This is a genomic window from Borborobacter arsenicus (assembly GCF_003934165.1).
GTDB classification, from domain to species: Bacteria; Pseudomonadota; Alphaproteobacteria; order Rhizobiales; family Rhizobiaceae; genus Pseudaminobacter; species Pseudaminobacter arsenicus.
In genome coordinates this window covers 18,268-44,726 of record NZ_RKST01000033.1, presented here as the reverse complement: position 1 = coordinate 44,726, position 26,459 = coordinate 18,268, and the positions used below count along the sequence as shown (strand labels likewise).

The following is a 26,459-nucleotide window of genomic DNA, read 5'->3' as shown; positions in this document are numbered from 1 at the left end:
GGCTTCCACCGATCGGCCACGCCATCCATCGAGGGGCCGACATTTCCATGGAACAGCTCCTTCTCCATGTCGACATTGGCGTGGCAGGCCAGGCAGTTTCCGAGGCTACGATCCTTGAATACCGCCGCACCCGCAACCGGATCGCCGCCACCGCCGGTCAGCGAGGCGACAACCGAACCATCTTCGAACTTGACGGCATCAGGAGCGACATCGGCCGACATTGCCATGCTTGCAGGCAAGAGGAGCGCTCCAGCCAAAAACAGTTTCACACCATTCATAAGCCTGTCGTCCTCCCGCTATCGACCTGCACCACTGGCGCAAGACCCTCTCCAAAACCCACTTTAGACACGTTCGAAACTTTCTTCAATGCAAAAATATGATTTTCTGCATATGTCGTCAGATCGCCGCACTGACGCCCGCGCTCACTCGACATCCAGCCGCCCGGCCGCGCGCAGTTCGTCCAGCATGCGCGCATGGAACTTCTGGAAATGCTCGTCGGTTTCATAGCCCTTTTCAGACACCCACTGGAACATATGCAGGAACGTCCACTTGCCGAAAGCGCCCGGCATCGTCGCGACAGCGGCATCGGCCACCGTCTTGCCCTCGGGCGCCTCCTCCGGCAGGAAGATAATCGTCGGGGTGAAAACGACGCCCCATTTGCGCGCCGCAGTCTTTTCCGTCAAGGCTTCGCCGTCGAGATCGGTCACCTCCTCGTCGCCGAACATATTATACTGGACGACCTTGAAATTGGCCTCGATGAAATCGCGCACTTCCGGGTCCGACAGCAGCTTTTCATGCATGGTCGCGCAGTAGATGCAGCCGCGCTGTTCGAAGACAATGGCAAGCCGCTTGCCTTCCTCCTTGGCAGCGGCAATGTCCTCGGCCATGTCGCGGAAGGTCACGGAAAACCACTTTTCCTTGTGGAGCCCGTCGTCGCCAATCTCGGCTGCGGCAGGGATAACGGCCGCCAAAAGCAGCCCGATAGTGGCAACAAGAATCTTCAGCATGGAGAAACCTCCTATCCGATCGTTGCGAAGATGGGAAATGTTTCGAGCAGCCAGTATGAGATCGTCGACATTTGCCCGGTGATGAACAGGATGCCGGTGAGGATCAGCAACACGCCCATGGCCATCTCCACCTTGTGCATATGCCTCTTGAACCGGGCCGCCCAGGCAAGGAAGCGACTGGCAAACACCGCCGCGAGGATAAAGGGGATGCCGATACCGAAGGAATAGGCGGCAAGCAGGCTTGCGCCGCGCAGCGCAGTTCCTTCCGAACCGGCAACGAACAGGATCGCCGCCAGCACCGGTCCCACGCAGGGCGTCCAGCCGAAGGCGAAGGCCAGACCCATGACATAGGCGCCGATCATGCCGGCCGGCTTGCGGTCCACCTGGATACGGGCTTCGCGATAGAGCAACGCAATGCGGAACGCGCCGACGAAATGCAGGCCCATGACGATGATGATCACGCCGGCAATGACGGAAAGAATGTCGAAATACTGCGCGATCGTCTTGCCGATCACGCTGGCGGTGGCGCCGAGGGCGACGAACACAGTGGCAAAGCCAAAGACAAAGGCGAGCGCGGCCAATATGATGCGCCGGCGCGTACCGCTGTCGATGGTTTCGGATTTGAGTTCTTCGAAGCTCAAGCCGGCAAGCCAGGCCAGATAGGGCGGCACGATCGGCAGCACGCATGGCGAGATGAAGGAGATGAGACCTGCCAGGAACGCCCCTCCGAAACTCACATCCAACATGGCATTCTCTCCCCGCCAGCAACAATTGCACGCCGCAACACATAATCAGATGGAAGATATGCGAAAATTACTATATGTTGTAAAGGCGTAGGGATCCGAAGATGCGATTTTCAATTCATGCCTTGACCGTGCTGCTCGCGCTGATGCTGGGCACGGTCGTTCCAACGGCTGCGGCCGAGCTTGTCATGCTCGAAAGGCCGGGCTGCGTGTGGTGCGCGCATTTCAACGCCGAGATTGCGCCGGCCTATCCGAAGACCGAGGAGGGCAAGCGCGCGCCGCTTCGGCGTGTGGATATCACCCAGCAATGGCCGGCCGATCTTGAGGGCATCCCCAGCGAGAAGTTCACGCCCACCTTCATCCTCATCGAGCAGGGCAAGGAGGTCGGCCGTATCCGCGGCTATCCCGGCAGCGAGTTTTTCTGGTATCTTCTGGGAGATATCCTTGCCAAACTGGAGCCGACGACGTCTGGATGAAATGCCGGCGGGGGCCGGAGCATACCGCAAGCCCAGCAAAGGAAAATCGATACGGGAAGCCTTGAATGATCCTTCCGAAATTCAAACCTGACCAATCGCCGGCCGAGTTCGAGGCGCTGGTCGAGCAGGCCCGAAAGGCCAGCGATCTGTTGAAGGCGCTTTCCCATGAAAGCCGCCTGCTCATCCTGTGCCTGCTGGCCGAAGGCGAAAAGTCCGTGTCGGAGCTTGAGGAGATCATGCATATGCCGCAGGCTGCCGTTTCCCAGCAGCTCGCCAGGCTACGCTTCGACCGGCTGGTCAACACCCGCCGCGACGGCCGCGTCATCTATTATTCAATCGCAAATGCCGAGATATCGGCCGTGATCGGCACCCTATACGAGCTCTTCTGCGCCTCCGTCCGGAAGCCGAATTCTTGAGACCTTCGGCGCCGTTGCGGTGCCGGAGCTAGAGCATCGGACCGAAAAGTGGACCCGGTTTTCGGAATATTCCGATGCTCAATCAAAGTGCTAGAGCGTCCTTTGTGCGTCCAATCGGACGCACGGCGCTCTAGACGCCAGTTGCCCCCAAGGGCGCAGATGGTTTGTGGAGGAAGCGATGGAATACCTGGCCACCTCATCCTGGACGCTGCCGGCTGCCGGCCTGCTTGCAGGCACCATACTGGGCTTCGTCGCGCGGCGACAGCATTTCTGCACCATGTCGGCGCTCGAACGCCATTGGTATGCCGGCGACAGCCATGGCCTGCGCACCTGGGTGCTCGCCGCAGCGGTTGCGCTTGTTCTTACCCAGGCACTCATCTTTGCCGGGGCCATCGATATCGGATCGAGCTTCTATCTTTCACCGGATTTCGGCTGGACCGGTGCCATCATCGGCGGACTGGCATTCGGCTTCGGCATGGCGCTGGTCGGCACCTGCGGCTTTGGCGCACTGGTGCGCACCGGCGGCGGCAGCCTGCGCTCGGTGGTGGTCCTGATCATGCTCGGCCTGTCGGCGCTGGCCGCCCAACGAGGCATCGTCGCGCAGGGCCGCGTCCATATCGTCGACAACCTTGCCGTTGATCTTTCTTTTGCCAGCGACAAGTCGATCGGCGCACTCGCCTCCGCGCTGGCGGGCATGGATCTGCGCCTGCCTGTCGCCGTCATCATCGCCCTGGGGCTGTTCTGGTGGATCTTCCGTGACCACAGCTATCGTAAACAATATGCGCGTATTCTGACCGGAACGGTCATCGGCTCCATCATCGTCTTTGGCTGGCTCGCCACCTCCTTGGCCTATCAACATGCATTCGACCCGGTGCAGATCGAGGCCGGCTCCTTCGTGGTTCCCGTTGGCGATACGATCCTGCAATTTGCCACCTATACCGGCGTCCTGCCGGATTACGGCGTCGGCCTGGTGATCGGCGTGGTCCTCGGAGCGGCCATCAGCGCCTTCCACAAGAAGGACGTCCGCTGGGAGGCTTGCGATGACGCGCGCGAACTCAGCCGCCACCTCATGGGCGGCTTCCTGATGGGCGTCGGCGGGGTCTTTGCCATGGGCTGCACGATCGGCCAGGGCGTCACCGCCATCTCGGTTCTCGCAATCTCTGCCCCGATCGTCATGGCCTCGATCGCGGTCGGCGCCCGTATGGGCCTCGGCTATCTGATCGAGGGCTCGCCCTTCGCCGCCTTCCAGGGCCACGGCCGCCAGGCTGCCGGATAGCAATTTTTCTTCTGTCCTTCGGGGCACGAGGCGGCGTCTTTCGACGGACGCGCCTCGATGCGTCTGCACTTCAACCGCGGCAAGCAACGCGGTTGACGGGAACAGGCTTCCAAAATACATTCAAAAATATCTATATTATGGAGGACTGCATGACCCGGCATCAACAAGGCTTCACGTCGCTTTCGCGCCGGGAGATTCTGCAAATCCTGGCCTGCGGCACGGCCGCCTTGACCCTTTCGCGGCCGACGATGGCAGGTGCCACGGCAAAATTCGCCGCCGGCGAGGCCGAACTCACCGTGGTCAGCGACGGTAACCTGGTGCTGCCAGCCGCCTTCATCTTTCCCGACATCGAGGAAGCCGAGCGCACCGCGCTCTTGACCGAATACAAGCTGCCAACCGACACGCTCAGCCCCGACTGCAATATCAGTCTGCTGCGTTCAGGCGATCGGCTGGCGATTTTCGATGTCGGCTCAGGCCCCAATTTCATGCCGACAGCCGGCAAGCTGGTCGAGAACCTTGCCGAGGCGGGCATCGATCCGGCCGAAGTCACCGACGTCATCTTCACCCATGCCCATCCCGACCATTTCTGGGGCCTGACCGACGAACTCGACGAACTGATCTTCCCCGATGCCACCTATCGCATGGCGCAGGTCGAGTGGGATTTCTGGCGCGCCGACGATACGCTCGACAAGATGCCCGAGGATCGCAAGTCCTTCGTCGTCGGCGCACAGAACCGCATGCCGCTGATCGAAGACCGGATCGAGCTTTTTGCGCCAGGCGAGGAAATCTTCCCCGGTGTCGAGGCCGTGGATACGCCGGGGCACACGCCCGGCCACGTGTCCTTCATGGTCCATGGCGGCAGCGAACCGATGCTGATCGGTGGCGACGTGCTCTCCAATACGGTTTCCTTCGCCAAGCCCGATTGGCACTGGGGCACCGATCAGGACCCGGCACTGGGAGCCCAGACCCGCAAGAAACTGCTGGACCGTCTTGCCGCCGAAAAGGTTCGCCTCATCGGCTTCCATCTCCCCCATCCCGGCAGCGGCATGGCGCTGGCCAAGGGCGACAGCTACCGCTTCGTTCCCGACGCATAGGAAGTTTCCGACTGCCGACCCAGCAAGCCGGATTCGTTTTCTGCCTACAGCAAAAATAGCGCAAAAATAGTCCATTTCCCTGGCCTTTCGTGCATTTCGATACCAAGCTTAATCCAGCAGGCTCCTTTACATTCGCGGCGATGTGCTCAGGAGCTGCGGCATGGATCTCGTTCCGGTAATCGACTCGATAGGAGAAGGCGGCACCGCCCTTGTCGGCGGTGTCGTGCTTGGCCTCCTGTTCGGCTTCTTTGCCCAACAAACCGCCTTCTGCACGCGCTCGGCCGTGCTTGACCTCACCCGTCGGCGCGGCTTCTCCGCGCTTGCCATCTGGTTCATCGGCTTTGCCGTAGCCATTCTCGGCGTCCAGTTGCTGCTCGCCAACGGTTCGGTCGACGTTTCGGAAACCAGGTTCTTCTCGACCGCGCAGAGCCTGTCGGGCGCGCTGATCGGCGGCCTTGTCTTCGGCATCGGCATGGTGCTTGCGCGCGGTTGCGTCTCTCGGCTTTTGGTGCTCGGCGCCGCCGGCAATCTGCGCGCCATCTTCACCGTCTTTGTCATCGGGCTGGTCGGCCTTGGCACCTATGACGGCGTATTGGTGCCGCTGCGCGACGGCATCGGCGGATTGTGGAACACCGCCGCAATCGGCGGCAACGACCTGCTCGTTCACGCCGCCCTGCCGCAATCTGCAGGTGTTTGGCTCGGCGCCATTCTGGCACTTGCAGCGCTCGCGCTGGCCATCGTGACCCGCCTGCCGGTGTGGAAAGGCTTCGGCGCGGCAATCGTCGGGCTGACGATCGTTGGCGGCTGGTACTTCACCTACACGCTTTCCACCCAGGTCTTCGAGCCGATCCAGGCCGAAAGCCTGTCCTTCATCCGCCCGCTCGCCACCACCGGCGCGCTGGCAGGCGGCGCATCCTCCTTCGGCCTCGACCAGGGCCTGCTGATCGGCACGCTGCTTGGCGCCTTCATCGCCTCGCTCGCTTTGGGCAGCTTCCGCATCGCCACTTTCTCCGAAGCGGGAGCACCGTCCATCGTCCGCTATGCAATCGGCGGCGTGCTGATGGGCTTCGGCGGCATCCTGGCCGTCGGCTGCACCATCGGCGCCGGCCTGACCGGCGGATCGGTCCTTGCCGTGTCCTCGCTTACCGGCCTTGCCGCCATGGTCGTCGGCGCAGCCATTGCCGACCGCGTCATTGACGGGCGCGGTGCGACACGCCCTGCAACCGAGCCTTTTCCGCTGGCCGCCGAATAGGCAGCCCCGCCATGATTTTTAAACAAAATCACGCGCCTAAACGTATTCAAGTTTTATGATATTTCTGGACTCCGGTCATTCCGTCAGCGAAGATACGCCATAGAGCGCCGTGCGTCCGACCGGACGCATAAACGGCGCTCTATCCCTTTGACTGAGCATCGGAATATTCCGAAAACCGGCACTCATTTTTCGGCCGATGCTCTTAGACCGGAGCGCCCGATGAAACGCCTGATCCTTGCCGCCTTCACCGGGCTTGCCGCCCTCACCGCAGCCGCCCTGCCGGCATCCGCCCGCGACGACGTGACCAAATATACTTCGCAAGCCCCCTTTGCCGATGTCGCCGCCGACCTGGCCGACGCAATCGTCAATCGAGGCTACAAGGTCGACTATCACGGTTTCATCGGAGAGATGCTTCAGCGCACCGCCGAGGATGTCGGCGCCAGCAAGAAGCTCTATCGCAATGCCGAGATCTTCCAGTTCTGCTCGGCCGTCGTCTCGCGCGCCGTCATGGAAGAGAACATCGAAAACATCGCCTTCTGCCCCTATGTCCTTTTCGTCTATGAGGCGGAAGCCGAGGCCGGCACGGTCAATGTCGGCTTTCGCCGCCTGCCGGATGGCGAGGGCCGCGACCAGGTCAATACCCTGCTCGAAGAAATCGTGAAGGAAGCCGCCGGTCAGTAAGGCCGGCCCGAAGACTAGAGCCTGAAACGGGCAGGAGCGCCCTACGCCGGTGCCGCCATTCGAGCCTGGGCGCTGGTCACGGCAATCATGTGATAGACATCGTCGGCGCTGCAGCCGCGCGACAGGTCGTTGGCCGGCTTGGCCAGCCCTTGCAGGATAGGCCCGATGGCCTTGGCCCCGCCGATCCGCTGGGCGATCTTGTAGCCGATATTGGCGGCTTCCAGATTGGGGAAGACCAGCACATTGGCGGCCCCCTTGATCGTCGAGCCAGGCGCTTTGGCAGCGCTCACAGCCTCGACGAAGGCGGCGTCGAACTGCAGCTCGCCGTCAATCAACAGCGAAGGAGCGGCCGCCTTGGCAAGCTCGGCTGCCTTCACCACCTTGCTGACGCGCTCATGGACGGCGCTGCCGCTGGTGGAAAACGACAGCATCGCCACTTTCGGCTCAGCCCCCATCAAGGCCTGGAAGGACCGCGCCGAGGCGATGGCGATGTCGGCAAGCTCGGCTGCATCGGGCTCCACCACCAGGCCGCAATCGGCAAACACGAATGCGCCCTTCTTGGTGTGGTGCGTTTCGCACAGCATCATCAAGAAGAAACTGGAAACGATCCGGCTGTCCGGCGCCTTGCCTATGATCTGCAGGGCCGCGCGCACCGTATCGGCAGTGGTCGCCACCGCCCCGCCGATGGTGCCGGCGGCATCTCCCTGGCGCACCATCATTGCGGCGAAGCCGAGAGGGTTGCTGACGGCACGGATCGCCGCCGGCTCGTCGATGCCCTTGTGCCGCCGCAGATCGAAATAGCTGGCCGCGTAGCGCTCGACCTCAGGCGAGACCAGCGGGTCCTCGATCCGGAACTTTTCCGGATCGGCGCCGCGCGCCATCAGCGCGCTACGGATACGGTCGACATTGCCCAGCAGCGTGATGCGGGCAAGACCTTCGGTGACGGCACGGATGGCGCCCTCGATAATGCGCGGATCCTCGCCTTCCGCCAGCACGATATGGCGGGGCTCGGCCTTGGCGGCGGCAATAATGTCGTCGAGCGGCTTCATGGGTCGATCCTTTGCCGGCTAACCGAGATAGTGCATTCCCACCAGGATGAAGACGGCGAGGAACAGCGTTTCGGCCACGATCAGGATGACCGCCTCGCGTCCGACATCGAAGATATTCTTGAGCGCCGTCTTCATGCCAACGGCAGCGATTCCCAGAAGCAGCGCCCAGCGGGACACGTCGCTCGCCGTCGACACCACCATCTGCGGCAACAGGCCGAACGAGTTGAGCGCCGCCAGCACCAGGAAGCCGACCACGAAGCCGGGAATGAGCGGTGGCCGCTTCGACGTATCGGCCTCGCCCGATTGCATGTTGCGGAACGCCAGCGAGAACACCAGCACCACCGGTGCCAGCATGGTGACGCGGATCAGCTTGATCAGTGTCGCCGTCTCGCCGGTCTCCTCAGACACCGAGAACCCGGCGCCGACGACCTGGGCGACGTCATGGATGGTGCCGCCGAGGAACACGCCGGTGGCGCGATGATCGAGGCCGAGCGTGCTGGTGACCAGCGGATAGGCGATCATGGCGATCGTGCTGAGCACGGTAACGCTGAGAATTGTGAAGATCAGGTTGCGCTCGGAGAACTGGTTCTTCGGCAGCACGGCGGCAATCGCCATGGCAGCCGATGCGCCGCAGATCGCCACCGAGCCGCCGGTCAGCAAAGCGAGCCGCCAACCGCGGCCGAGAAGCTTGGCCCCGAGCAGGCCGAACAGGATGGTCGAGATGATCGCCAGCACCAGCAGCGCAATCAGCCCCGGTCCCAGCGCAAGCAAAAGGTCCACGCTGATGCGCACACCGAGCAGGGCTACGCCGAAGCGCAGCACCTTTTTGGCCGTGAAGTCGATGCCCGAGACGCACCGCCCTTCCTCGGCGAGGAAATGGAAGGCGATGCCGAGCAGCAGCGCCATCAGCATGGCGGGCGCACCATAGTGGTCGGACAGGAACTGTGCGGCAATGCCCACCGTGGCGCAGACCAGGAAGCCCGGTCCGTGGCGTGTCACCGCCTCGGGTAGTGAAGTCATATATTTCCTGACGGCGCTTGTGGCGGCGGTCATCCCATCATTCCAGGCTTGAGCGGAGGCGGGCTTTCCCCGCCTCCCATTGTGGTTTTCTATTCAAGCGGGATGGCTCTTCCCCATCCCGCTCTGTCCGCTTGGAGCGCATGATCTCTCCCGAAAACCGGTCGCCGGTTCTCGGGACCTTGATCAGCTCTGCGGCCGCATGTCGGCCTTGTCGATGCCGGCCACCACGACAGGCTTCTTCATCGCGTCGCGGCGGAACGGTTCGCCGAGTTCCTGGTTCAGCACCACTTCGATCAGCGTGGTGATGCCCTTCGCCTGCTCCTCGCAGGCCTTGCGCAGGGCGGCCGACAACTCATCCTGTGTCTTCACCGAGACGCCCTTGAAGCCGCAGGCCTTGGCAACTTCCGCATAGCTGTAGTTGCGGTTGAGTTCGGTGCCGACGAAGTTGTTGTCGTACCAGAGCGTGGTGTTGCGCTTTTCGGCGCCCCACTGGTAGTTGCGGAACACGACCATGGTCACCGCCGGCCATTCCTCGCGGCCGATCGACGTCATCTCGTTCATGGAGATGCCGAAGGCGCCGTCGCCGGCAAAGCCGACCACCGGAACGTCCGGGCAGCCGATCTTGGCGCCGATGATGGCCGGGAAGCCGTAGCCGCAAGGGCCGAACAGGCCCGGCGCCAGATATTTGCGACCCTTCTCGAAGGTCGGATAGGCATTGCCGATCGCGCAGTTGTTGCCGATGTCGGTGGAGATGATCGCATCGGCCGGCAGCGCCGCCTGGATCGCACGCCATGCCTGGCGCGGCGACATCAGGTCGCTCTCGCGGGCGCGCGCTTCCTGGTTCCACTTCGTGCCCGGATCGTCATCCTCGTGATCCATCGAGGACAGCTGCTGCAGCCAGGCCGACTTGCTCTGGTGGATCAGCGCCTTGCGCTCGTCACGGCCGGCATCGCCCGCCTTGGCGCCAAGCTGCTCCAGGATCTGCTGGGCAACCTGCTTGGCATCGCCGCAAATGCCGACCGTCACCTTCTTGGTCAGGCCGATGCGGTCGGCATTGATGTCGACCTGGATGATCTTGGCATCCTTCGGCCAATAGTCGATGCCGTAGCCGGGCAGCGTCGAGAACGGGTTGAGGCGGGTGCCGAGCGCCAGCACGACGTCTGCCTTGGAGATGAGTTCCATCGCCGCCTTGGAGCCGTTGTAGCCGAGCGGGCCGACCGCCAGACGGTGGCTGCCGGGGAAGGCGTCATTGTGCTGGTAACCCGAGCACACCGGCGCATCGAGGCGCTCGGCCAGAGCCGCCGATTCGGCGATGGCACCGCCGATGACCACGCCCGCGCCGTTGAGGATGACCGGGAACTTGGCTTCCGACAAAAGCTTGGCAGCTTCCGCGATCGCGTTCTTGCCGCCGGCCGGCAGTTCCAGTCGCACGATCTGCGGCAGCTCGATGTCGATGACATGGGTCCAGAAGTCGCGCGGAATGTTGATCTGGGCGGGGGCGCAACCGCGCCATGCCTTGCTGATCACGCGGTTGAGCACTTCGGCCACCCGCGAAGGGTCGCGCACTTCTTCCTGATAGCAGACCATATCCTCGAACAGCGCCATCTGCTCGACTTCCTGGAAGCCGCCCTGGCCGATGGTCTTGTTGGCCGCCTGCGGGCTCACCAGTAGCATCGGCGTGTGGTTCCAGTAGGCGGTCTTGATGGCCGTCACGAAGCCGGTCACACCTGGTCCGTTCTGGGCGATCGCCATGGCCATCTTGCCGGTCGCACGGCTGTAGCCGTCGCAGATGAGACCGGCATTGGTCTCATGCGCGCAGTCCCAGAACTGGATGCCGGCCTTCGGGAAAAGGTCCGACACCGGCATCATGGCAGAACCGATGATGCCGAACGCATGTTCGATGCCATGCATCTGCAGGACTTTGATGAAGGCTTCTTCAGTGGTCATTTTCATCGGGGTATTCCTTTCAATACAAGCCGTCTGCCGGGTTGCAGGCGGCGACTAAAGCGTTTCATCCTTGAGATGATACCAGTGGTACATCATGCGCTGGCCGAGCCGCCGGAACGGTGTCAGCACACCATGGTGCGGCAGAACCGAGGTGAAGATCGGCAGGTCGAGCTCCTGGCCCTTGCCGGCGACGAGCTGGGCCATGCGGCGTCCGGCCTGGGCCGAATACATGACGCCGTTGCCGCCATAGCCCATCGCGTAATAGATCGTCCGGCTGGGGTCCGGCTGGAAGATGCGAGGCATCATGTCGTGGCTGACATCGACCCAGCCCCACCAGGAATAGTCGACCTGGATGCCGCGCAGCGCCGGGAACTTGCGGTAAAGCCCCTCCAGCAGCAGATTATAATGCTTCGGGTTTTCCGCATCCGCACCGGTCACCGCGCTGCGGCTGCCGATCTGCACGCGCCCGTCGGGCATCAGCCGGTAATAGTGGCGCAGCGTGCGGGTGTCGGTTAGAACCATCTTGGTCTTGAAGCCGCACGCCTCCCGTTCGGCCTCCGTCAGCGGCCGCGTGACGATCGAGTTCGACAGGATCGGCATCAGCCGGTGGCTGGTCAGCTTGTGCAGGCCGGGGGGCGTATAGGCGGCGGTGGCCAGCGCCACCGCGCGTGCCCGCACCGTGCCGCCCGGCGTCGTCAGATAGTGGATGCCGTTCCTGGTCTCCCAGCCGATCACCGGGCTTGCTGGGTGCACTGTCGCGCCCAGCTTGCGGGCGAGGTTGAGATAGCCGAAGGCAAGCTTGCCGGCATGGATGGCGATGCCGTCGGGCTCATGCATGGCGCCCGCCGCTTCCTCGTCACGCAGATAGTCGCGGTGCAGTTCCTCGCGCGACAGGATGCGCGTGGGATAGCCGAACTGCTCGTTCAAAAGCTTCGACTGCGCCTGAAGCTTGGGCATGACCTTGGCGCGATGCGCGATATAGAGGTGCCCGCCATCCTGCGGCTCGCAGTCGAACTCGCCCGAATAGATCAGCGAGCGGAACAAGTCGAAAGCCTCGGCAATCTCCTTGTGCAGCTTGCGTGCGACATCGATGCCCCAGCGCTCGATCCACTGCCCGCGCGTCAGCCGGCCGGAGGAAATCTGCGCCTGGCCGCCATTGCGCGTCGAGCAGCCCCAGGCGACAGTATTGGCCTCCAGCACCGTTGCCTTGATCCCGTGTTCGCGGGCGAGATGGATGGCGCAGGACAGGCCCGTATAGCCCGAGCCGATCACCGCCACATCGACATCGACATCGGCAAGGATCGGGCCGTCATCGGCCGGCGCAGGGCCGGCCGTGCCTATCCAATAGGTCGGAGCGTAGTCGCGGTTGCGGCCAGGACCGACATCGACCAGCGGATCATAGCGCGGGTCGTACGCATTTCGCGCTGCCTGTGCCGGGTTGACATCCTGTTTCATCGAAGTCGCCTCACGCCCCTGAAATTGGTTACTTTGCCTGCAAGAGGGGGCGGTTCTTGCGGAATGCCTGCTTGCGAACGATCTTGCCGCCGCGCAGCGTGAACAGGTCGCAGCCCTCGGCCTCGACCCTGCTGCCGTCGGCATTGGTGCCTGAGAACGTCCATTCCGACACGGCGCGGTCGCCATGGACGAAATGGCCATGATGCGCCCAATGCGCGTCGGCCATCGCGGCCCACACGCCCGCGAATGCATTGCCGATCGCCTCGGGCGTGTCGAAACGCGTGCCGTAGACCTCCGCGCCGCCGACCGCATTGAAAATGCAATCCTCGGCAAAGAAGCTCATGACGGCATCCACGTCGTGGCGGTTGAACGCATCGAACAGATCGCTCAGGTCCTGCGCGGTGAATTCGGCATTGGTCGACATTTCAGGTCCTTCCTGGTTGGCCTGCCGTCCTCGGGCGGGCAAGGCTGCAGCGTGGCCCGGAACGCCCGGACTCGCACCGCGTCCTACATTTCATTCGTTTATCGGCGGCCCGCAGACGGGCCGGTCTCGCTTCAGCTCATATGCGTCCCTTCCATGGGATCAGCAGCTTTTCGAGGTAGCGCACGAGCAGATCGAAGGCGAAGGCGAAGACGCCGATGACGATGATGCCCATGATGACCGTATCGCTGGCCAGATATTGCGCCGCATTGAGCACCATGAAGCCTAGGCCGCGGTCGGCGGCGACCATTTCTGCGGCTACCAGCGTGGTCCAGCCGACGCCGATGCCGATGCGCATGCCGGTGAAGATTTCCGGCAGCGCCGCCTTCATGATGACATGCCAGACGATCTGGCTGCGGGTGGCGCCCATTGCATAGGCGGCATGGATCTGCTCGATCGACACCGACTTGACGCCGGAACGGGCCGCGATCGCCATCGGCGCGAAGATCGCCAGATAGATCAGAAAGATCTTCGGGAATTCGCCGATGCCGAGCCAGATGATGACCAGCGGCAGATAGGCGAGCGGCGGCAGCGGCCGGTAGAACTCGATGATCGGATCGAACAGGCCTCGCGCGACGCGGCTGACGCCCATCCAGATGCCGACGGGAATGGCCGTCACGCAGGCCAGGAAGAACGCGCCGAACACGCGCGTCAGGCTGGCCATCGTGTGCTCGGCCAGCGTCGAATTGGCGACCCCATCCGTCATCGCCGAGATGAACTTGCCATAGACCGCCATAGGCGAGGGCAGGAACAGCGGCTTGACCCAGCCCATGCCGGTCACCAGGAACCACAAGGCGATCAGGGCAATGGCGGTCATCACGCTGATATGGCCGCTATAGCCGTCTCCAGGCGCACCATAGACCTTGCCCGGGCGCACCGATTTGGCCGAAGAACCGAGTCTAAGCATGGACCATCTCCTTGCCCGCGCGCTCGTCGCCATAGATGATGCCGAGAACGGTCTCGCGCATCTTGATGAAATCCGGACTGGACTTGATCGCGCGCGCGTCGCGGCTTTCGAGGAAGCGCCGGTTGAAATCCAGTTCGTAGGTGTGGGTGATCCGTCCGGGCCGGGGCGACATGACGATCAGCCGCGAGCCCAGGAACAAAGCTTCCTCGACACTGTGGGTGATGAAGAAGAACATCTTGTTGGTGCGCTGCCACACATCCAGCAGCAATTCCTGGATGCTTTCGCGCGTCAGCGCGTCAAGCGCGGCCATCGGCTCGTCCATCAACAACATCGCCGGGTCGCAGGTCAGGGCGCGCGCAATGCCCACGCGCTGCTGCATGCCGCCGGAAAGCTGGTAGATCATATGACGGTGGAAATCCTGCAGGCCCACCATTTCGAGATTCTTCGTGGCGCGCGCAATGCGCTCCGCACGGGGAACGCCCTGCAGCTTCAGCCCGAACTCGGTATTCTCCATCACATTGAGCCACGGCAGCAGCGCATGCTTCTGGAAGACGACGCCGCGGTCGGAACCGGGCCCGACGATCTGGCGTCCGCCCAGCGTGATCTCGCCCGAGGTCGGGGAGAGAAAGCCGGCAAGCAGATTGAGCAGCGTGGTCTTGCCGCATCCGGACGCGCCCAGCGCGACGACGAAATCGCCGCTCTCGATGGTCAGGTTCACGCCCTTGAGCGCGATCACCGCCTCGCTGCTGTAGAGACCCGGATAGGTCAGGTTTACGTTGCTTACCTGCAATGTTTCCATTTTCGGTGCCATGGGTGACACTCCTTCGTCAGAAGAGCGGGCCCGAGCCGCCAGCCGGTTTGCCGGCGGCTCGGAACACATCACTTGTTCGCGGCCTCCGCATAGGTGCCGTTCACAAAGGAGGAGTAGTCTGGCAGGGTGGCGTCGATCTGCTTCTGCGCCTTGAGGAACTCCGCACTTGCCGTCAGCGCCTTGACGGCACCGCCCTCGGCGCCACCGCCGAGCCAGGTATTGGATGCCTGCTCGTCAACGGTCGGGAACACCAGCAGCTTCAGCGCCTCGACCACGTCAGCGGCATTGCCGCCGATCATCTTGACCATGCCCTGGATCTCCGGAGAGTCCGCCGTGTAGCTGGCGCCATTGGCCTTGTAGTTGGCATAGGCAGTGGCCAGCGCCTTAGTGAAGGCCGCCATGAATTTCGGATTTTCCGCTGCCCAGGCCTTGTCGGCCACCAGGCCGTCGAATGTCGGCACGCTGGCTGCGCCGATCTGCTCGGAATCGGCAACCACCTTGCCCGACTTCAGGATTTCGGAAAGTGCCGGCGGCCACACATAGGCGGCATCGATATCGCCGCGCTGCCAGGCAGCCACGATCTGCGGCGGCTGCATGTTCAGGATGGAGACATCGCGCGGATTGATCTTCCAGACCTGCTCCATGCCGACCAGAAGATGGAAATGCGAGGTGGAGACGAAGGGCACGCCGACCTTCTTGCCGACCAGGTCTTCCGGCTTCTCGATGCCCGAGCCTTCGCGCGCGACCAGCGCTTCGGACTTGCCGATATTGTCGAGAATCCAGAACAGCTCCAGTTCCACGCCGCGCGTTGCGGCAGCAGTCGTACCGGTAGAGCCAAGCACGCCGACCGAAACATTGGTGGAGGCCAGCGCGGTAGAGATATCGCCACCCGAGCTGAATTGCCGCCAGTCGATGCTGTAGCCTTCCGCCTTGACGGCGGCATCGATGCTGCCATCGGCGATGGCGGTCAGGAATGGTCCGACAATCTGCTGGTAGCCGACCACCACATTGGTTTCGGCAGCGGCCGTGCCAGTGCCGGAAATCGTGGCTGCAAGAGCAATCGCCGCAGTCGCGGCCTTGATTTTGGTAAATATCGTCATCTGGTCCTCCCGCTGACGGCGCGGCTGTGCCGCTTGCCGTAGATTTCAGTTCCTCACCACATCATGTGTGGTAGATGCGAGAAGCAAAAACCCTTATATCCAGATGGAAACTTGAATGAGTCCATTAATCACGCAAGGGAGACGTTAACTGGCCGGACCTGTTGTTTCAGAGGCGATTTTCTTCCTCGACCGGAGCAACCGCGGCAGGTTGCAGGCGCAAATCCGCGAAACGCTGGTCTCGGGCATATTGTCCGGCCGCGTCCTGCCCGGCGCCCGTCTGCCCTCGACCCGGAAGCTTGCCGAATATCTCAAAGTGTCCCGCATCACTGTGACGCTCGCCTATCAGGAGCTTGCCTCGCAGGGATATATCGAGGTGACGGCACGCAGCGTCTACTGCGTTTCCGACAGCGCGCCGATCGCACGCCTGCGGGCAGCCGAGAATGCCCCGAGCACAGACGGCATCGACTGGCAGGCCCGCCTGAAGTCGCGCTTTTCGATCGCCAAGCAGATACGCAAGCCGCTCGACTGGCGGCGCTATCCCTATCCGTTCCTCTATGGGCAGATGGACACCTCGCTGTTCGACCTGGCGGCGTGGCGCGATTGCGCCCGGCGAGCGCTCGGGCTGAGCGATTTCGAGATGATGGCCGGGGATTTCGCCGCCGCCGATGACATGCAGCTGGTCAGCTACATCTGCTCGCGCACGCTTCCGCGTCGTGGAATCAAGGCCCAGCCGGAGGAAATCCTGGTCACGGTCGGCGCGCAGAACGCATTGTGGATCAGCATCCAGATCCTCCTCCAGCGTGGCTCCCATGCCATCTGCGAAAATCCCGGCCACCCCGATATCTACGCATCACTGCGCCTGAGCCAGGCGAAAGTGACTGCAATCGACGTGGACAATGCCGGCCTGCCGCCGGAGCTTCTTCCCGAGCGCGTCGATGCGGTTTTCGTCACCCCCAGCCATCAGGCACCCACCGCCGCGCGCATGCCGATGGAGCGACGCATGCAGTTGCTGGAGGAGGCCGAGAAAAAGGACTTCATCATCGTCGAGGACGATTATGAATTCGAGATGAGCTTCCTGGCGCCGCCGGCACCCGCCTTGAAGTCGCTCGACCGGTGCGGCCGGGTCTTCTATGTCGGCAGTTTTTCGAAATCCCTGTTTCCCGGTCTCAGGCTGGGCTATCTGGTGGCGCCTGCTCCCGTCATCCGCGAGGCGCGGGCGTTGCGTGCGCTGATGCTGCGCCATCCGCCGGGGCATCTCCAGCGAACCGCCGCCTATTTCCTGGCGCTCGGCCATTACGACGCGGTGATCAGGCGCATGCGCAACGAATATGCCGAGCGTCATGAGGTCATGCAGGCTGCGCTGCAACGCGAGGACATGACCGTTGCCGGCGTCTCGGCCTTCGGCGGAAGCTCGTTCTGGATCGAGGGCCCCGAGGGCTTGGATTCGGATCTATTGGCCCGCGACCTGCGCGAAGACGGTGTCCTGATCGAATCCGGATCGCCCTTTTTTGCCGAAACCGATCAGCCCTGCCGGTTCTTCCGCATAGCCTATTCCTCCATCCCGGCAGACCGCATCGCCGAGGGCGTGGCCCGCACCGCAAACGGCATTCGCCGGCAGGTGGGTAGGATAAAGGCGGCCTGAAACCCAGAGCATGTTGCAGCCAAGTGGAATCACTTGGCGTCGCATACATGCGGCAAAATCAATTAGATAGACCATGATGCCGTCCGAGAACCGCTTCACGCTTTTCGGCATCATTGTCTAGAACCAAAAATGTCTGGAGGGGTGGCGACTCCGGATAGGGGTTTGGGGGTGTCCGGAGCCGCCGTGCATGAACTTCAGGGAGAAATTCATGCGAGGGTGAACCTGTCGAATTCCAGTTAACGGATCGTTAAGAAATAGCCGGCCAAACGGCCCTTGCTGACTTGTCCACAATTGATGTTGAGGCAATCAAAAAATTATCTTGCGTGGATGGTCGCCGGGGAGCTGGGCGATAGGCCAGATACCAAAAGAGAGGGCCCGTTTCGGAGCCCTCCCTGTACCGGCCACCCGGAACTCACATGCCGTTGACGTCGAATTGCAGCCGCTTGGCCGAGACGATCGACGGATTGGCGCGCACCTCCGCCAGCGCCTTTTCCGGGAACGGCGCGTCGAGATAGAGCAGCGCGATCGCATCGCCGCCCGGCCGGTTGCGGCCGAGCTGGAAATTGGCGATGTTGACGTCATTCTTGCCGCACAGCGTACCCAGCATTCCGATGATGCCGGGGGCGTCGGCATTGGTCGTATAGAGCATGTGCTGGCCGACCTCGGCATCGAGATTGATGCCCTTGATCTGGATGAAGCGCGGCTTGTGATCCGAAAAACAGGTGCCGGCGATCGAGCGCGTCTTCTTCTCGGTCTTGACCGACAGCTTGATATAGCCGTCAAAGACGCCCGACTTGTCGCGCTTGACCTCGGCGACGATGATGCCGCGCTCCTTCACCATGATCGGCGCCGACACCATGTTGACATCGGCCACCTGCGGGCGGATCAGCCCGGCAAGGGCTGCACTGATCAGCGCCTTGGTGTTCATCGAGGCGGTGGCGCCGTCGAACAGGATCTCGACTTCCTTGATCGGCTCCTCCGTCACCTGGCCGACAAACGCGCCCAGAACTTCCGCCAGCTTGACGAAGGGCTTCAGCGTCGGCGCTTCCTCGGCCGAGATCGACGGCATGTTGATGGCATTGGTGACGGCGCCCTTGATCAGATAGTCCGACATCTGTTCGGCAACCTGGAGGGCAACATTTTCCTGCGCTTCGGTGGTCGATGCGCCAAGATGCGGGGTAGCAACCACGTTTTCCATGCCAAACAGCGCGTTATCGGTCGCCGGCTCGGTTTCGAACACGTCGATGCCCGCGCCCGCCACCTTGCCGCTCTTCAGGGCGGCGATGAGGTCGGCCTCCACGACAAGGCCGCCACGCGCGCAATTGATGATGCGCACGCCCTTCTTCATCTTGGCAATCGCATCTGCATTGATCAGGTTGCGGGTCTTGTCGGTCAGCGGCGTATGCAGCGTGATGAAATCGGCACGTGCCAGCAATTCGTCCAGCTCGACCTTCTGCACACCGAGCTCTTCGGCGCGGCCTTCCGACAGGAACGGATCGAAAGCAATCACATGCATCTTCAGCCCGACGCCGCGCGTCGCCACCACCGAGCCGATATTGCCGCAGCCGATGACGCCCAGCGTCTTGCCGGTGATCTCGACACCCATGAAGCGGTTCTTTTCCCACTTGCCGGCATGGGTCGAGCCATTGGCCTCGGGAATCTGGCGGGCAAGCGCGAACATCAGCGCGATCGCATGCTCGGCCGTCGTGATCGAATTGCCGAAGGGCGTATTCATCACGATGATACCCTTGCGGCTTGCCGCCGGTATGTCGACATTGTCGACACCAATGCCGGCGCGGCCGACGACCTTGAGATTGGTGGCGGCGGCGATCAGCTTTTCCGTCACCTTGGTGGCCGAGCGGATGGCAAGGCCGTCATATTGGCCGATGACTTCCAGCAGCTTTTCCTTGTCCTTGCCGAGATCGGGCAAATAGTCGACCTCGACGCCGCGATCCTTGAAGATCTGGACGGCGGTGGGAGAAAGCTTGTCGGATACGAGAACGCGAGGCATGGGTTTGGTCCTTCAAAAGGCCGGGCGCCCTACCCTCCCCCTTGTGGGGAGGGTGGTCGCGCAGCGACCGGGTGGGGGAATTGAGCAAAGTCCGGTGGAGGAGACCCCCACCCCGAACCGCTTGCGCGGATCGACCCTCCCCACAAGGGGGAGGAACACTAGGCAGCCGCCTTCAGCGACGCCTTGGCGGTTGCAAAGGCCCAATCGAGCCACGGCGTCAGCGCCTTGAGGTCGGAGGTTTCGACGGTCGCGCCACACCAGATGCGCAGGCCGGGCGGCGCATCGCGATAGCTGCCGATGTCGTAGGCGACCTTTTCGGCCTCCAGCAATCCGGTCAACTGCTTCACGAAGGCCTGCTGGCCGGCCTCGTCCAGCGCTGCGACCGCTGGATCGGCAAAGCGCAGGCACACCGACGTGTTCGACCGTGTCGCCGGATCGGCGGCAAGGAATTCGATCGCCGCATTGCCGGCAGCCCAATCTGCCAGCACCTTGGCATTGGCCTCAGCGCGCGCGATCAGCGCATCCAGCCCGCCGACCTGCTTCGCCCATTCGAGCGCATCGAGATAGTCTTCGACCGCCAGCATCGAGGGCGTGTTGATCGTCTCGCCCTTGAAGATGCCTTCGATCAGCTTGCCGCCCTTTGTCATGCGGAAGATCTTCGGCAGCGGCCAGGCGGGCGCATAGTTTTCCAGCCGCTCCACTGCGCGCGGCGACAGGATCAGCATGCCATGCGCGCCTTCGCCGCCAAGCACCTTCTGCCAGGAGAAGGTGACGACATCGAGCTTGGCAAAATCGAGCTTCTGGGCAAAGGCTGCCGAAGTCGCATCGCAGATCGTCAGCCCCTTGCGGTCGGCCGGAATGAAGTCGCCATTCGGCACGCGCACGCCGGACGTTGTGCCGTTCCAGGTGAAAACCACGTCACGGTCGAAATCCACCGCGGACAAGTCGGGCAGCGCGCCATAGGCGGCCTCGAACCTGCGTACATCCGGCAGCTTGAGCTGCTTGACGACGTCCGTCACCCAGCCAGCGCCGAAGCTCTCCCAGGCCAGCATGTCGACGCCGCGCTCGCCCAGCAGCGACCACAGCGCCATTTCGACAGCGCCGGTGTCGGAGGCCGGCACGATGCCGATGCGGTAATCCGCCGGCACCTCAAGCACTTCACGTGTGAGATCGATGGCCCGCGCCAGCTTGTTCTTGCCGATCTTGGCGCGATGCGAGCGACCAAGGGCGGCATCCGCCAGCGCCTGGAGAGACCAGCCGGGGCGTTTTGCGCAGGGACCAGAGGAGAAATTGGGATTGGCCGGACGCAGGTCCGGTGTGGGGTATGTCATCATTTGGATCCTATCCTTCCAGATAGCACGCCCCTCGGTGGGGAGGGGTGGCCCACTGGCGGGAATAGCGGAACGGAAAAAAAATCGCAAGATGCGGCAGCACGGAAATATGTCGTATGTGATCGACGTGCTGCTCCATCCCCGATGGGCAAGGCTCGCCCGCCAAAAAAGGCCCGCCAGCCAAAGCTGGACGGGCCTGCTGCCTGAGAGCGCGCTATCGGGCGCGGCCACTAACCGGATATCGGCATTTAAGTTCCTGCCACACCAACTTTTTTCTCAACGCCTTCATCGCCTCTCGGGGCCAAAGGCGCCGATAAATCAATCACACCGGCTTGTACCCCGACATCAAATATGATCCTCCTTCCAGCGGTGCGCGCGATCGCCACCGAAATGGAAAAACCCCTTGGGAGTGAACATGAACTTCAAGACAATCCTAGCCGCAGGCTGCATGGCCCTGGCGACCAGCTTTGCCTATGCGGGCCCCGACGACCCGTCGAAATTCGAGGCCGTCCAGTATGGAGCCCAGAAGTTCGTTTACGACTTCAACTTCGCCACGCCGCAGGAAGGGCTCGGCGCGCTCGGTTTCATCAGGAACCACATCAAGGCGCTGAAGGAGTTCGGCGATTTCGAGAAATCCCGCATCGTCATCGTCGCCCATGGCAACGAGTTGCATGCATTCTCGCGCAAGAACAAGGCGGCCTTCCCCGAGGCCTATGCCGCCTTCAAGGAACTGACCGACCAGGGCGTCGAGATCCATATCTGTCGCAACGCTGCGAAAGGCCGCGGCTACGATCCGGACGGCTTCTATGACGTCATGACCGTCGTGCCTGCCGCTGTCATCGATATCGCCAGATATGCAGGCGAAGGCTATGGCTATATCTATCCGGCTCAGTTCGCCAAGGTCACGCGCGAAGATATCGTCGCCCAGTACCCTGAAGTCGGCATGGAATGATCTGCCAGGGCGGCGCCTTTATCCGCGCCGCCCGCGCCATCTGCCCGGGTATAGTTAAGAGACACGGTTAAACAACAGGGTTAAACGCCTCTTAACCTTTACATTCCATTATCCACGCCGGATTTGGCCGTTTTGGCCACCCGATGGACTTGTGGGTGTGAGGGGTAGAAGGATGCTGAATTTCTCAAAGTGCGGCCTGGCCGCCCTGTTTGCCGCCACGGCGATGCCGGCATTCGCGGCCGATATTTACGAGCCGGTGCCCGAACCAACGCCGCCGCAGGTCGTCTATCAGGAGGTCAGCACCGGCGGTTGGTATCTGCGCGGCGACCTCGACTATCACTGGTCGAAGTTCCGCGGCGGCGACTACATAACCTATGGCGGCGCCGTGCCGATTCCCGGCACGAATTCCTTCGATTTCGGCAAGCTCAAGGGCGCTATGTCGCTCGGCGCCGGTGTCGGCTATCAGGTCAATAATTACTTCCGTACCGATCTGACCGCCGACTACTGGTTCAAGTCCGATTTCAACGGCCAGACCTCCGATCTCGTCACCGTCTCGACCGACACCTCTTCCTACAGCGCGCTGCTGCTGCTGGCGAATGCCTATGTGGATCTGGGCACCTACAATCGCATCACACCCTATGTCGGCGCCGGTATCGGCGGCGCACGGGTGAAATGGGATGATCTGCGCAACCAGTTCCCCGGCGTGGACGATCGCCACAAAGGCGTGGCGAGCTGGCGCTTTGCCTATGCGCTGATGGCCGGCGCCTCCTATTGTCTCACCAAAAACCTGCATTTCGATGCCGGCTACCGCTTCACCCGTATCGATGGCGGACGCATGTTCGAATATGCCGATTCGTCCGCCGGTGGGCCCGGTGCAGGCCCCGGCTTCGACAGGGGCTTCAACGTGCATGAGGTGCGCGGCGGCCTGCGCTACCAGTTCGGCGCCGGCAAGGCCGAATGCGGCGAGCCGGAAATGGTGGCTTATGAGCCGCCAGCGGTCGAACCGGTCTACAAGTAATCTTCCTCTTGGAGCAAAAGCCGCCCGGTCGTGCCGGGCGGCTTTTGCTTGGGCAACGCCTGCGCCTGCGAGCAGGCTTAAGAAATATCGGTAACGCTCCATTAGCCTTAACCGGCACTTAACCATCATGGTTAACAATACTCCGAGACAGGAGACGGAAGTTGTTTCGTCATCCGGTTTGTCTTGGGGAGCTTGGGACCATGAGCCTGCAAACACGTATCGCCCTGTCGCTTGCCGCTGCCGCGCTTTGGCAGGCGCCGGCAGTCGCGGCCGACTACGAACCGCCGATCATTGTCGACAACGCGCCTGAATATGTGCCCGTGGAGGTCGGTTCAGGTTGGTATCTGCGCGGCGATATCGGCTACAATCTGAACAAGTCAGTCTATGACATAGACTTCCTGGACACCGACAGCACGCGTTTCAACGGTGGTATCGGCGTCGGTTATCACCTGAATGACTATCTGCGCACCGAGTTGAACCTCGGATTTGTCTCCCAGGACAAATATCAGACCGATCTCGGCCCTTTCACCGTTTCCGCCAAGAACAGCGTCTGGAGCGGGATGGTCAACGGCTACTATGACCTGGCGACCATATCCGGTTTCACGCCCTATATCGGTGGCGGCCTCGGCCTGCTTCACTCCAGGAGTGAAGTCACTGTAGACGACGTCAGTGTCCTTACTGACCGCCAGTATGAGCTCGCATATTCGCTGGCAGCCGGCGTCAACTATCAGGTGAGCAAGAACGTCTCAATGGATTTGGGCTATCAGTATCTGAGTTCGCCCGATACCAAATACTTCAACATCGACACTGGCCTGGTCGAGGATGGCATCGACTATCATCAGATCAAGGTCGGTTTGCGCTACGACCTCTGGTAGGCCACGACAGCAGTTTCGGCATCATGTGCGGCAGGCTTCGGCCTGCCGTTTTGTTTCGGCCGTGCGGATGGACTGACGCAGGATCGATCGTGGCAACTGTTTTCACGGTGCGACGTTGTACCTGCTCGAACGACGGTCCCGAAAGCGAACCGCCCGCACAGGAGACGAATGATGACGACAGCCGATCCGCACCGCAAAGCCCCGGCGCCCAAGCCGGGCTCCCGGAAGAAACGGCGTACCGAAGGCCGCGCGGAAGACCCGGACACGCTGGAAGAGCAGTTGCAGGAAGGGTTGGAAGACACATTTCCGGGCAGCGATCCGGTGTCGGTCACCATCACCGGCATTCCCGGCCGGCCCAAGGAGCGCCGAAACTAAAAAAATCTCATCAAAAATGATCGAATTTCGTGCCGAAAGGCGCACGGAATCTGGATAAATCCGATACACAAGCAGCGAAATTGAGGGTAACTGTTACCAGCGCGGCGGAGCCTCGAAGTGAATCCGCCGCCGCTCTTTCTGTTCGCTAAACATCGGGCTTACCAAGGCCGGTTGACGACCTTGCGCCCGATGCTCTGCGGCAATTCCTGGGAAAGGTGGCAGCCCGCCTTTCTTTCGGAATTGCGCAGGCACATATCCAGAGCGGTCCATCGATCCTTGATCGAAGCCGCTCAGAGGAACATCGCTCTCAGTCTGGCGAGAATGTTGAACCTCCCGCCTATTGCGGCACGAACGCACCGTGCAGCCCTGGAAGCCTGCATCGTTGCGCCGACATGGCAGTGGCAGACGATCTCGTGCAATTGCCAGTCGGTGACTTCGAAGAACCGCTTGGCCTCGCCATAGGTATCGTCCTTCAGGCCTTCCGCACGCAACAGCGGATCGTCGAAGGCGACACTGAGAGGCGAGCCGTTACCGCGCATCGTCCCGCGAAGGACGACCGGCTGATACTCGGTGCCCGACAATGCCCCCAGCCGCCGGTCCGGATTCTGCTCAAGCAGTTCGGCCCAGCGCTCCAACCGCTGCGTGCGCGTCATCGGCGCATGTGTCGGCTCGAAGTGGACTTCGGCAATGTCGTGCAACTGATCGATGGTCTGGTGCTTCATGGTCTTCCTCCCGATCAACAGGTGGTTTCACCCAAGCCCATGAAAGAAGTATAGCGCTCCCAATTGGCGACAAGTCAATATTAGAGAATGTTGAAAAAAGAGGCCGGTAGCTAGCAGGCCGAAGGCCGGTGCCCCGACCGGAAGCGGGAAGGACGTGCCTCCGCCAGAACGCTGCAGCCTATGTGAGGCGCTTCATAGTCAATCGCCGGCCGATGCCCCATTATGGCGCATTGGCCTCCCATGCAATTGCCCGCCTCGGCTTCCGCCGGGCGGGCTTTTTCATGCTCAGGCGGCGGATTTCACATCCGCAATCACGTCGACAAGCTCGTTGACGATCGTCTCGACCAGCTGGGGATCGTCGCCTTCGGCCATGACCCGGATCAGCGGCTCGGTGCCCGAAGGACGGATCACAAGCCGTCCGGCCTGGCCGAGGCGGTTGCGCGCCTCCTCGATCGCTGCCTTGACGGGCGCTTCCTCCAGCGGCTTGCCGCCGGAAAAGCGCACATTCTTCAAAAGCTGCGGCACCGGCTCGAATTTCCGGCACAATTCGCTGACCGGCTTGTTCTGCCGCTTGATGCAGGCCAGCACCTGCAGCGCCGAAACCAGCCCGTCGCCCGTGGTGGAAAAATCCGACATCACGATGTGGCCGGACTGCTCGCCGCCGACATTGAAGCCGTGCGCCCGCATATGCTCCACCACATAGCGGTCGCCGACCTTGGTGCGGTGAAGCTGCAGGCCAAGCCCCTCCATGAAGCGCTCGAGGCCGAGATTGGACATGACCGTGGCGACGATGCCGCCGCCTGCAAGGCGGCCGCTCTGGTGCCAGGCCTCGGCAACCAGCGCCATGATCTGGTCGCCGTCCACCACTTCGCCGGTCTCGTCGACGATGATCATGCGGTCGGCATCGCCGTCCAGCGCGATGCCGATATCGGCGCGCACCTCATAGACCTTCTTGGCCAGGCTGGCCGGATGGGTCGAGCCGCATTCATCATTGATGTTGAAGCCGTTCGGCTCGTCATTGATGGCGATGACCTCAGCGCCGAGTTCCCAAAGGGCAGCGGGTGCCACCTTGTAGGCGGCACCGTTGGCGCAGTCGATGACGACTCGCAGGCCGGTCAGCGACATGGAGCGCGGCAAGGTACGCTTGGCAAACTCGATATAGCGATCATGCACGCCATCGACACGCTTGGCCCGACCGAGCCCATCGGCATCCGCTAACGCAATATCGATATCCTCATCGAGCAGCCCCTCGATGCGGGCCTCTATCTCGTCCGACAGCTTGTAGCCGTCAGGCCCGAAAAGCTTGATGCCATTGTCGTAATAGGCATTGTGCGAGGCTGAGATCATCACCCCGATATCGGCGCGCAGCGAACGGGCCAGCATGGCCACCGCCGGTGTCGGCACCGGGCCGAGCAGGAACACATCCATGCCCGCCGCGCAGAAACCCGCCACCATGGCGTTTTCGATCATATAGCCGGAAAGCCGTGTGTCCTTGCCGAGCACGACGCGGTGCCGGTGGTTGCCGCGCTGGAAGGAAAGACCGGCCGCCATGCCCACCTTCATGGCTATTTCGGCCGTCATCGGAAATTTGTTGGCCCGTCCCCGGATTCCATCGGTTCCGAAATATCTTCTCGTCATGTGCTTATCTGTCCCCGGCGAAACGCGCTCCCGATGCCGCTTTTGCCATAAGAGGAAGGGCACCCGGCATCACATTATATGATTATTTGTTACGAATCCTTAGAAAGGCTTTCAATTTTCGCCCTTTTGTTTGGCGACGTCGCCAATCGATCACATCCCGTATCGATTCTACTTGCCAGC

The 26,459-nt window shown here is 62.0% G+C and carries 26 protein-coding genes; 11 read left to right on the top strand and 15 right to left on the bottom strand.

Translation table 11 applies throughout. From position 1 onward, the window contains the following. From EET67_RS22575 to EET67_RS22565, 3 genes are all read right to left on the bottom strand, one after another. The coding region (locus EET67_RS22575; RefSeq protein ID WP_483458293.1) for a cytochrome c family protein at positions 1–239 on the bottom strand (239 nt) is incomplete at its 3' end. A gap of 183 nt (positions 240–422) precedes the next feature. Further along, complete coding sequence (locus EET67_RS22570) at positions 423–1,007, bottom strand: thioredoxin family protein (RefSeq protein ID WP_128628481.1); 585 nt, start codon at positions 1,005–1,007, stop codon at positions 423–425. Between the two features lie 11 nt (positions 1,008–1,018). Continuing rightward, positions 1,019–1,753 carry a cytochrome c biogenesis CcdA family protein gene (locus tag EET67_RS22565; protein ID WP_128628480.1) on the bottom strand — a complete coding sequence of 245 codons (735 nt, stop codon included), beginning with the start codon at positions 1,751–1,753 and terminating at the stop codon, positions 1,019–1,021. Between the two features lie 101 nt (positions 1,754–1,854). Here EET67_RS22565 and EET67_RS22560 point away from each other — a divergent pair, with 101 nt between their 5' ends. The 6 genes from EET67_RS22560 to EET67_RS22530 all read left to right on the top strand — a co-directional run bounded on the left by EET67_RS22560 (position 1,855) and on the right by EET67_RS22530 (position 6,945). After that, entirely contained in the window at positions 1,855–2,226 is a 372-nt protein-coding gene (locus EET67_RS22560) for a transcriptional regulator (protein WP_425359543.1), read from the top strand. A 65-nt stretch (positions 2,227–2,291) separates the two neighbouring features. Beyond that, entirely contained in the window at positions 2,292–2,642 is a 351-nt protein-coding gene (locus EET67_RS22555) for an ArsR/SmtB family transcription factor (protein ID WP_128628479.1), read from the top strand. Positions 2,643–2,820: 178 nt separating this feature from the next. Next, positions 2,821–3,918 (top strand): YeeE/YedE family protein, encoded by a 1,098-nt coding sequence (locus EET67_RS22545; RefSeq protein ID WP_128628478.1) that lies wholly within the window; start codon positions 2,821–2,823, stop codon positions 3,916–3,918. Between the two features lie 149 nt (positions 3,919–4,067). Continuing rightward, a complete protein-coding gene (locus EET67_RS22540) occupies positions 4,068–5,012 on the top strand; it encodes an MBL fold metallo-hydrolase (RefSeq protein ID WP_128628477.1) in 945 nt (314 codons plus the stop codon). A 160-nt stretch (positions 5,013–5,172) separates the two neighbouring features. Next, complete coding sequence (locus tag EET67_RS22535) at positions 5,173–6,264, top strand: YeeE/YedE family protein (protein WP_128628476.1); 1,092 nt, start codon at positions 5,173–5,175, stop codon at positions 6,262–6,264. A 219-nt stretch (positions 6,265–6,483) separates the two neighbouring features. Then, the gene (locus tag EET67_RS22530; protein WP_128628475.1) at positions 6,484–6,945 is read left to right on the top strand and encodes a DUF302 domain-containing protein; all 462 of its coding nucleotides are present in this window, start codon (positions 6,484–6,486) and stop codon (positions 6,943–6,945) included. A gap of 41 nt (positions 6,946–6,986) precedes the next feature. Here EET67_RS22530 and pta read toward each other — a convergent pair whose 3' ends face one another. From pta to tauA, 8 genes are all read right to left on the bottom strand, one after another. Beyond that, positions 6,987–7,994 (bottom strand): phosphate acetyltransferase, encoded by a 1,008-nt coding sequence (pta, locus tag EET67_RS22525; RefSeq protein WP_128628474.1) that lies wholly within the window; start codon positions 7,992–7,994, stop codon positions 6,987–6,989. An 18-nt stretch (positions 7,995–8,012) separates the two neighbouring features. Continuing rightward, on the bottom strand, positions 8,013–9,014 hold the full coding sequence (locus EET67_RS22520; protein ID WP_210211155.1) for a YeiH family protein: 1,002 nt from the start codon (positions 9,012–9,014) through the stop codon (positions 8,013–8,015). Between the two features lie 183 nt (positions 9,015–9,197). Then, complete coding sequence (gene xsc, locus EET67_RS22515; protein ID WP_128628472.1) at positions 9,198–10,967, bottom strand: sulfoacetaldehyde acetyltransferase; 1,770 nt, start codon at positions 10,965–10,967, stop codon at positions 9,198–9,200. Between the two features lie 48 nt (positions 10,968–11,015). Then, on the bottom strand, positions 11,016–12,416 hold the full coding sequence (locus EET67_RS22510) for an NAD(P)/FAD-dependent oxidoreductase (RefSeq protein WP_128628471.1): 1,401 nt from the start codon (positions 12,414–12,416) through the stop codon (positions 11,016–11,018). Between the two features lie 28 nt (positions 12,417–12,444). Beyond that, on the bottom strand, positions 12,445–12,840 hold the full coding sequence (locus EET67_RS22505) for a nuclear transport factor 2 family protein (protein ID WP_128628470.1): 396 nt from the start codon (positions 12,838–12,840) through the stop codon (positions 12,445–12,447). Positions 12,841–12,976: 136 nt separating this feature from the next. After that, a complete protein-coding gene (locus EET67_RS22500) occupies positions 12,977–13,804 on the bottom strand; it encodes an ABC transporter permease subunit (protein ID WP_128628469.1) in 828 nt (275 codons plus the stop codon). Beyond that, positions 13,797–14,603, bottom strand: coding sequence for a taurine ABC transporter ATP-binding protein (locus EET67_RS22495; RefSeq protein ID WP_128628482.1), 807 nt, complete (start codon positions 14,601–14,603; stop codon positions 13,797–13,799). Before EET67_RS22495 ends, EET67_RS22500 begins: the two co-directional genes overlap by 8 nt. 80 nt (positions 14,604–14,683) lie before the next feature. Beyond that, complete coding sequence (tauA, locus tag EET67_RS22490; RefSeq protein ID WP_128628468.1) at positions 14,684–15,715, bottom strand: taurine ABC transporter substrate-binding protein; 1,032 nt, start codon at positions 15,713–15,715, stop codon at positions 14,684–14,686. Between the two features lie 148 nt (positions 15,716–15,863). Between tauA and pdxR the strand changes: the two genes are divergently transcribed. Continuing rightward, the gene (pdxR, locus tag EET67_RS22485; protein ID WP_128628467.1) at positions 15,864–17,357 is read left to right on the top strand and encodes a MocR-like pyridoxine biosynthesis transcription factor PdxR; all 1,494 of its coding nucleotides are present in this window, start codon (positions 15,864–15,866) and stop codon (positions 17,355–17,357) included. Between the two features lie 412 nt (positions 17,358–17,769). Here pdxR and serA read toward each other — a convergent pair whose 3' ends face one another. Further along, entirely contained in the window at positions 17,770–19,368 is a 1,599-nt protein-coding gene (gene serA / locus EET67_RS22480; RefSeq protein ID WP_128628466.1) for a phosphoglycerate dehydrogenase, read from the bottom strand. A gap of 158 nt (positions 19,369–19,526) precedes the next feature. Then, positions 19,527–20,702, bottom strand: coding sequence for a phosphoserine transaminase (locus tag EET67_RS22475; RefSeq protein WP_128628465.1), 1,176 nt, complete (start codon positions 20,700–20,702; stop codon positions 19,527–19,529). 412 nt (positions 20,703–21,114) lie between these two features. Here EET67_RS22475 and EET67_RS22470 point away from each other — a divergent pair, with 412 nt between their 5' ends. The 4 genes from EET67_RS22470 to EET67_RS22455 all read left to right on the top strand — a co-directional run bounded on the left by EET67_RS22470 (position 21,115) and on the right by EET67_RS22455 (position 23,919). Continuing rightward, positions 21,115–21,651, top strand: a complete 537-nt coding sequence (locus tag EET67_RS22470; RefSeq protein WP_128628464.1) for a DsrE family protein — start codon at positions 21,115–21,117, stop codon at positions 21,649–21,651. Positions 21,652–21,823: 172 nt separating this feature from the next. Continuing rightward, positions 21,824–22,669, top strand: coding sequence for an outer membrane protein (locus tag EET67_RS22465; protein ID WP_128628463.1), 846 nt, complete (start codon positions 21,824–21,826; stop codon positions 22,667–22,669). A 200-nt stretch (positions 22,670–22,869) separates the two neighbouring features. Continuing rightward, on the top strand, positions 22,870–23,544 hold the full coding sequence (locus tag EET67_RS22460; protein ID WP_128628462.1) for an outer membrane protein: 675 nt from the start codon (positions 22,870–22,872) through the stop codon (positions 23,542–23,544). Positions 23,545–23,715: 171 nt separating this feature from the next. Then, a complete protein-coding gene (locus EET67_RS22455) occupies positions 23,716–23,919 on the top strand; it encodes a hypothetical protein (protein ID WP_128628461.1) in 204 nt (67 codons plus the stop codon). A 290-nt stretch (positions 23,920–24,209) separates the two neighbouring features. On the opposite strand, the gene EET67_RS22450 is transcribed toward EET67_RS22455, so the two are convergent. After that, positions 24,210–24,641 (bottom strand): hypothetical protein, encoded by a 432-nt coding sequence (locus EET67_RS22450; RefSeq protein ID WP_128628460.1) that lies wholly within the window; start codon positions 24,639–24,641, stop codon positions 24,210–24,212. A 285-nt stretch (positions 24,642–24,926) separates the two neighbouring features. Continuing rightward, positions 24,927–26,279, bottom strand: coding sequence for a phosphoglucosamine mutase (gene glmM, locus EET67_RS22445; RefSeq protein WP_128628459.1), 1,353 nt, complete (start codon positions 26,277–26,279; stop codon positions 24,927–24,929). Positions 26,280–26,459 lie beyond the last annotated feature (180 nt).

Coding starts and splice junctions, on each gene's coding strand:
- EET67_RS22570 (WP_128628481.1), bottom strand. CDS start 1,007: ATGCTGAAGATTCTTGTTGCCACTATCGGGCTGCTTTTGGCGGCCGTT.
- EET67_RS22565 (WP_128628480.1), bottom strand. CDS start 1,753: ATGTTGGATGTGAGTTTCGGAGGGGCGTTCCTGGCAGGTCTCATCTCC.
- EET67_RS22560 (WP_425359543.1), top strand. CDS start 1,855: ATGCGATTTTCAATTCATGCCTTGACCGTGCTGCTCGCGCTGATGCTG.
- EET67_RS22555 (WP_128628479.1), top strand. CDS start 2,292: ATGATCCTTCCGAAATTCAAACCTGACCAATCGCCGGCCGAGTTCGAG.
- EET67_RS22545 (WP_128628478.1), top strand. CDS start 2,821: ATGGAATACCTGGCCACCTCATCCTGGACGCTGCCGGCTGCCGGCCTG.
- EET67_RS22540 (WP_128628477.1), top strand. CDS start 4,068: ATGACCCGGCATCAACAAGGCTTCACGTCGCTTTCGCGCCGGGAGATT.
- EET67_RS22535 (WP_128628476.1), top strand. CDS start 5,173: ATGGATCTCGTTCCGGTAATCGACTCGATAGGAGAAGGCGGCACCGCC.
- EET67_RS22530 (WP_128628475.1), top strand. CDS start 6,484: ATGAAACGCCTGATCCTTGCCGCCTTCACCGGGCTTGCCGCCCTCACC.
- pta (WP_128628474.1), bottom strand. CDS start 7,994: ATGAAGCCGCTCGACGACATTATTGCCGCCGCCAAGGCCGAGCCCCGC.
- EET67_RS22520 (WP_210211155.1), bottom strand. CDS start 9,014: ATGACTTCACTACCCGAGGCGGTGACACGCCACGGACCGGGCTTCCTG.
- xsc (WP_128628472.1), bottom strand. CDS start 10,967: ATGAAAATGACCACTGAAGAAGCCTTCATCAAAGTCCTGCAGATGCAT.
- EET67_RS22510 (WP_128628471.1), bottom strand. CDS start 12,416: ATGAAACAGGATGTCAACCCGGCACAGGCAGCGCGAAATGCGTACGAC.
- EET67_RS22505 (WP_128628470.1), bottom strand. CDS start 12,840: ATGTCGACCAATGCCGAATTCACCGCGCAGGACCTGAGCGATCTGTTC.
- EET67_RS22500 (WP_128628469.1), bottom strand. CDS start 13,804: ATGCTTAGACTCGGTTCTTCGGCCAAATCGGTGCGCCCGGGCAAGGTC.
- EET67_RS22495 (WP_128628482.1), bottom strand. CDS start 14,603: ATGGAAACATTGCAGGTAAGCAACGTAAACCTGACCTATCCGGGTCTC.
- tauA (WP_128628468.1), bottom strand. CDS start 15,715: ATGACGATATTTACCAAAATCAAGGCCGCGACTGCGGCGATTGCTCTT.
- serA (WP_128628466.1), bottom strand. CDS start 19,368: ATGCCTCGCGTTCTCGTATCCGACAAGCTTTCTCCCACCGCCGTCCAG.
- EET67_RS22475 (WP_128628465.1), bottom strand. CDS start 20,702: ATGATGACATACCCCACACCGGACCTGCGTCCGGCCAATCCCAATTTC.
- EET67_RS22470 (WP_128628464.1), top strand. CDS start 21,115: ATGAACTTCAAGACAATCCTAGCCGCAGGCTGCATGGCCCTGGCGACC.
- EET67_RS22465 (WP_128628463.1), top strand. CDS start 21,824: ATGCTGAATTTCTCAAAGTGCGGCCTGGCCGCCCTGTTTGCCGCCACG.
- EET67_RS22460 (WP_128628462.1), top strand. CDS start 22,870: ATGAGCCTGCAAACACGTATCGCCCTGTCGCTTGCCGCTGCCGCGCTT.
- EET67_RS22455 (WP_128628461.1), top strand. CDS start 23,716: ATGACGACAGCCGATCCGCACCGCAAAGCCCCGGCGCCCAAGCCGGGC.
- EET67_RS22450 (WP_128628460.1), bottom strand. CDS start 24,641: ATGAAGCACCAGACCATCGATCAGTTGCACGACATTGCCGAAGTCCAC.
- glmM (WP_128628459.1), bottom strand. CDS start 26,279: ATGACGAGAAGATATTTCGGAACCGATGGAATCCGGGGACGGGCCAAC.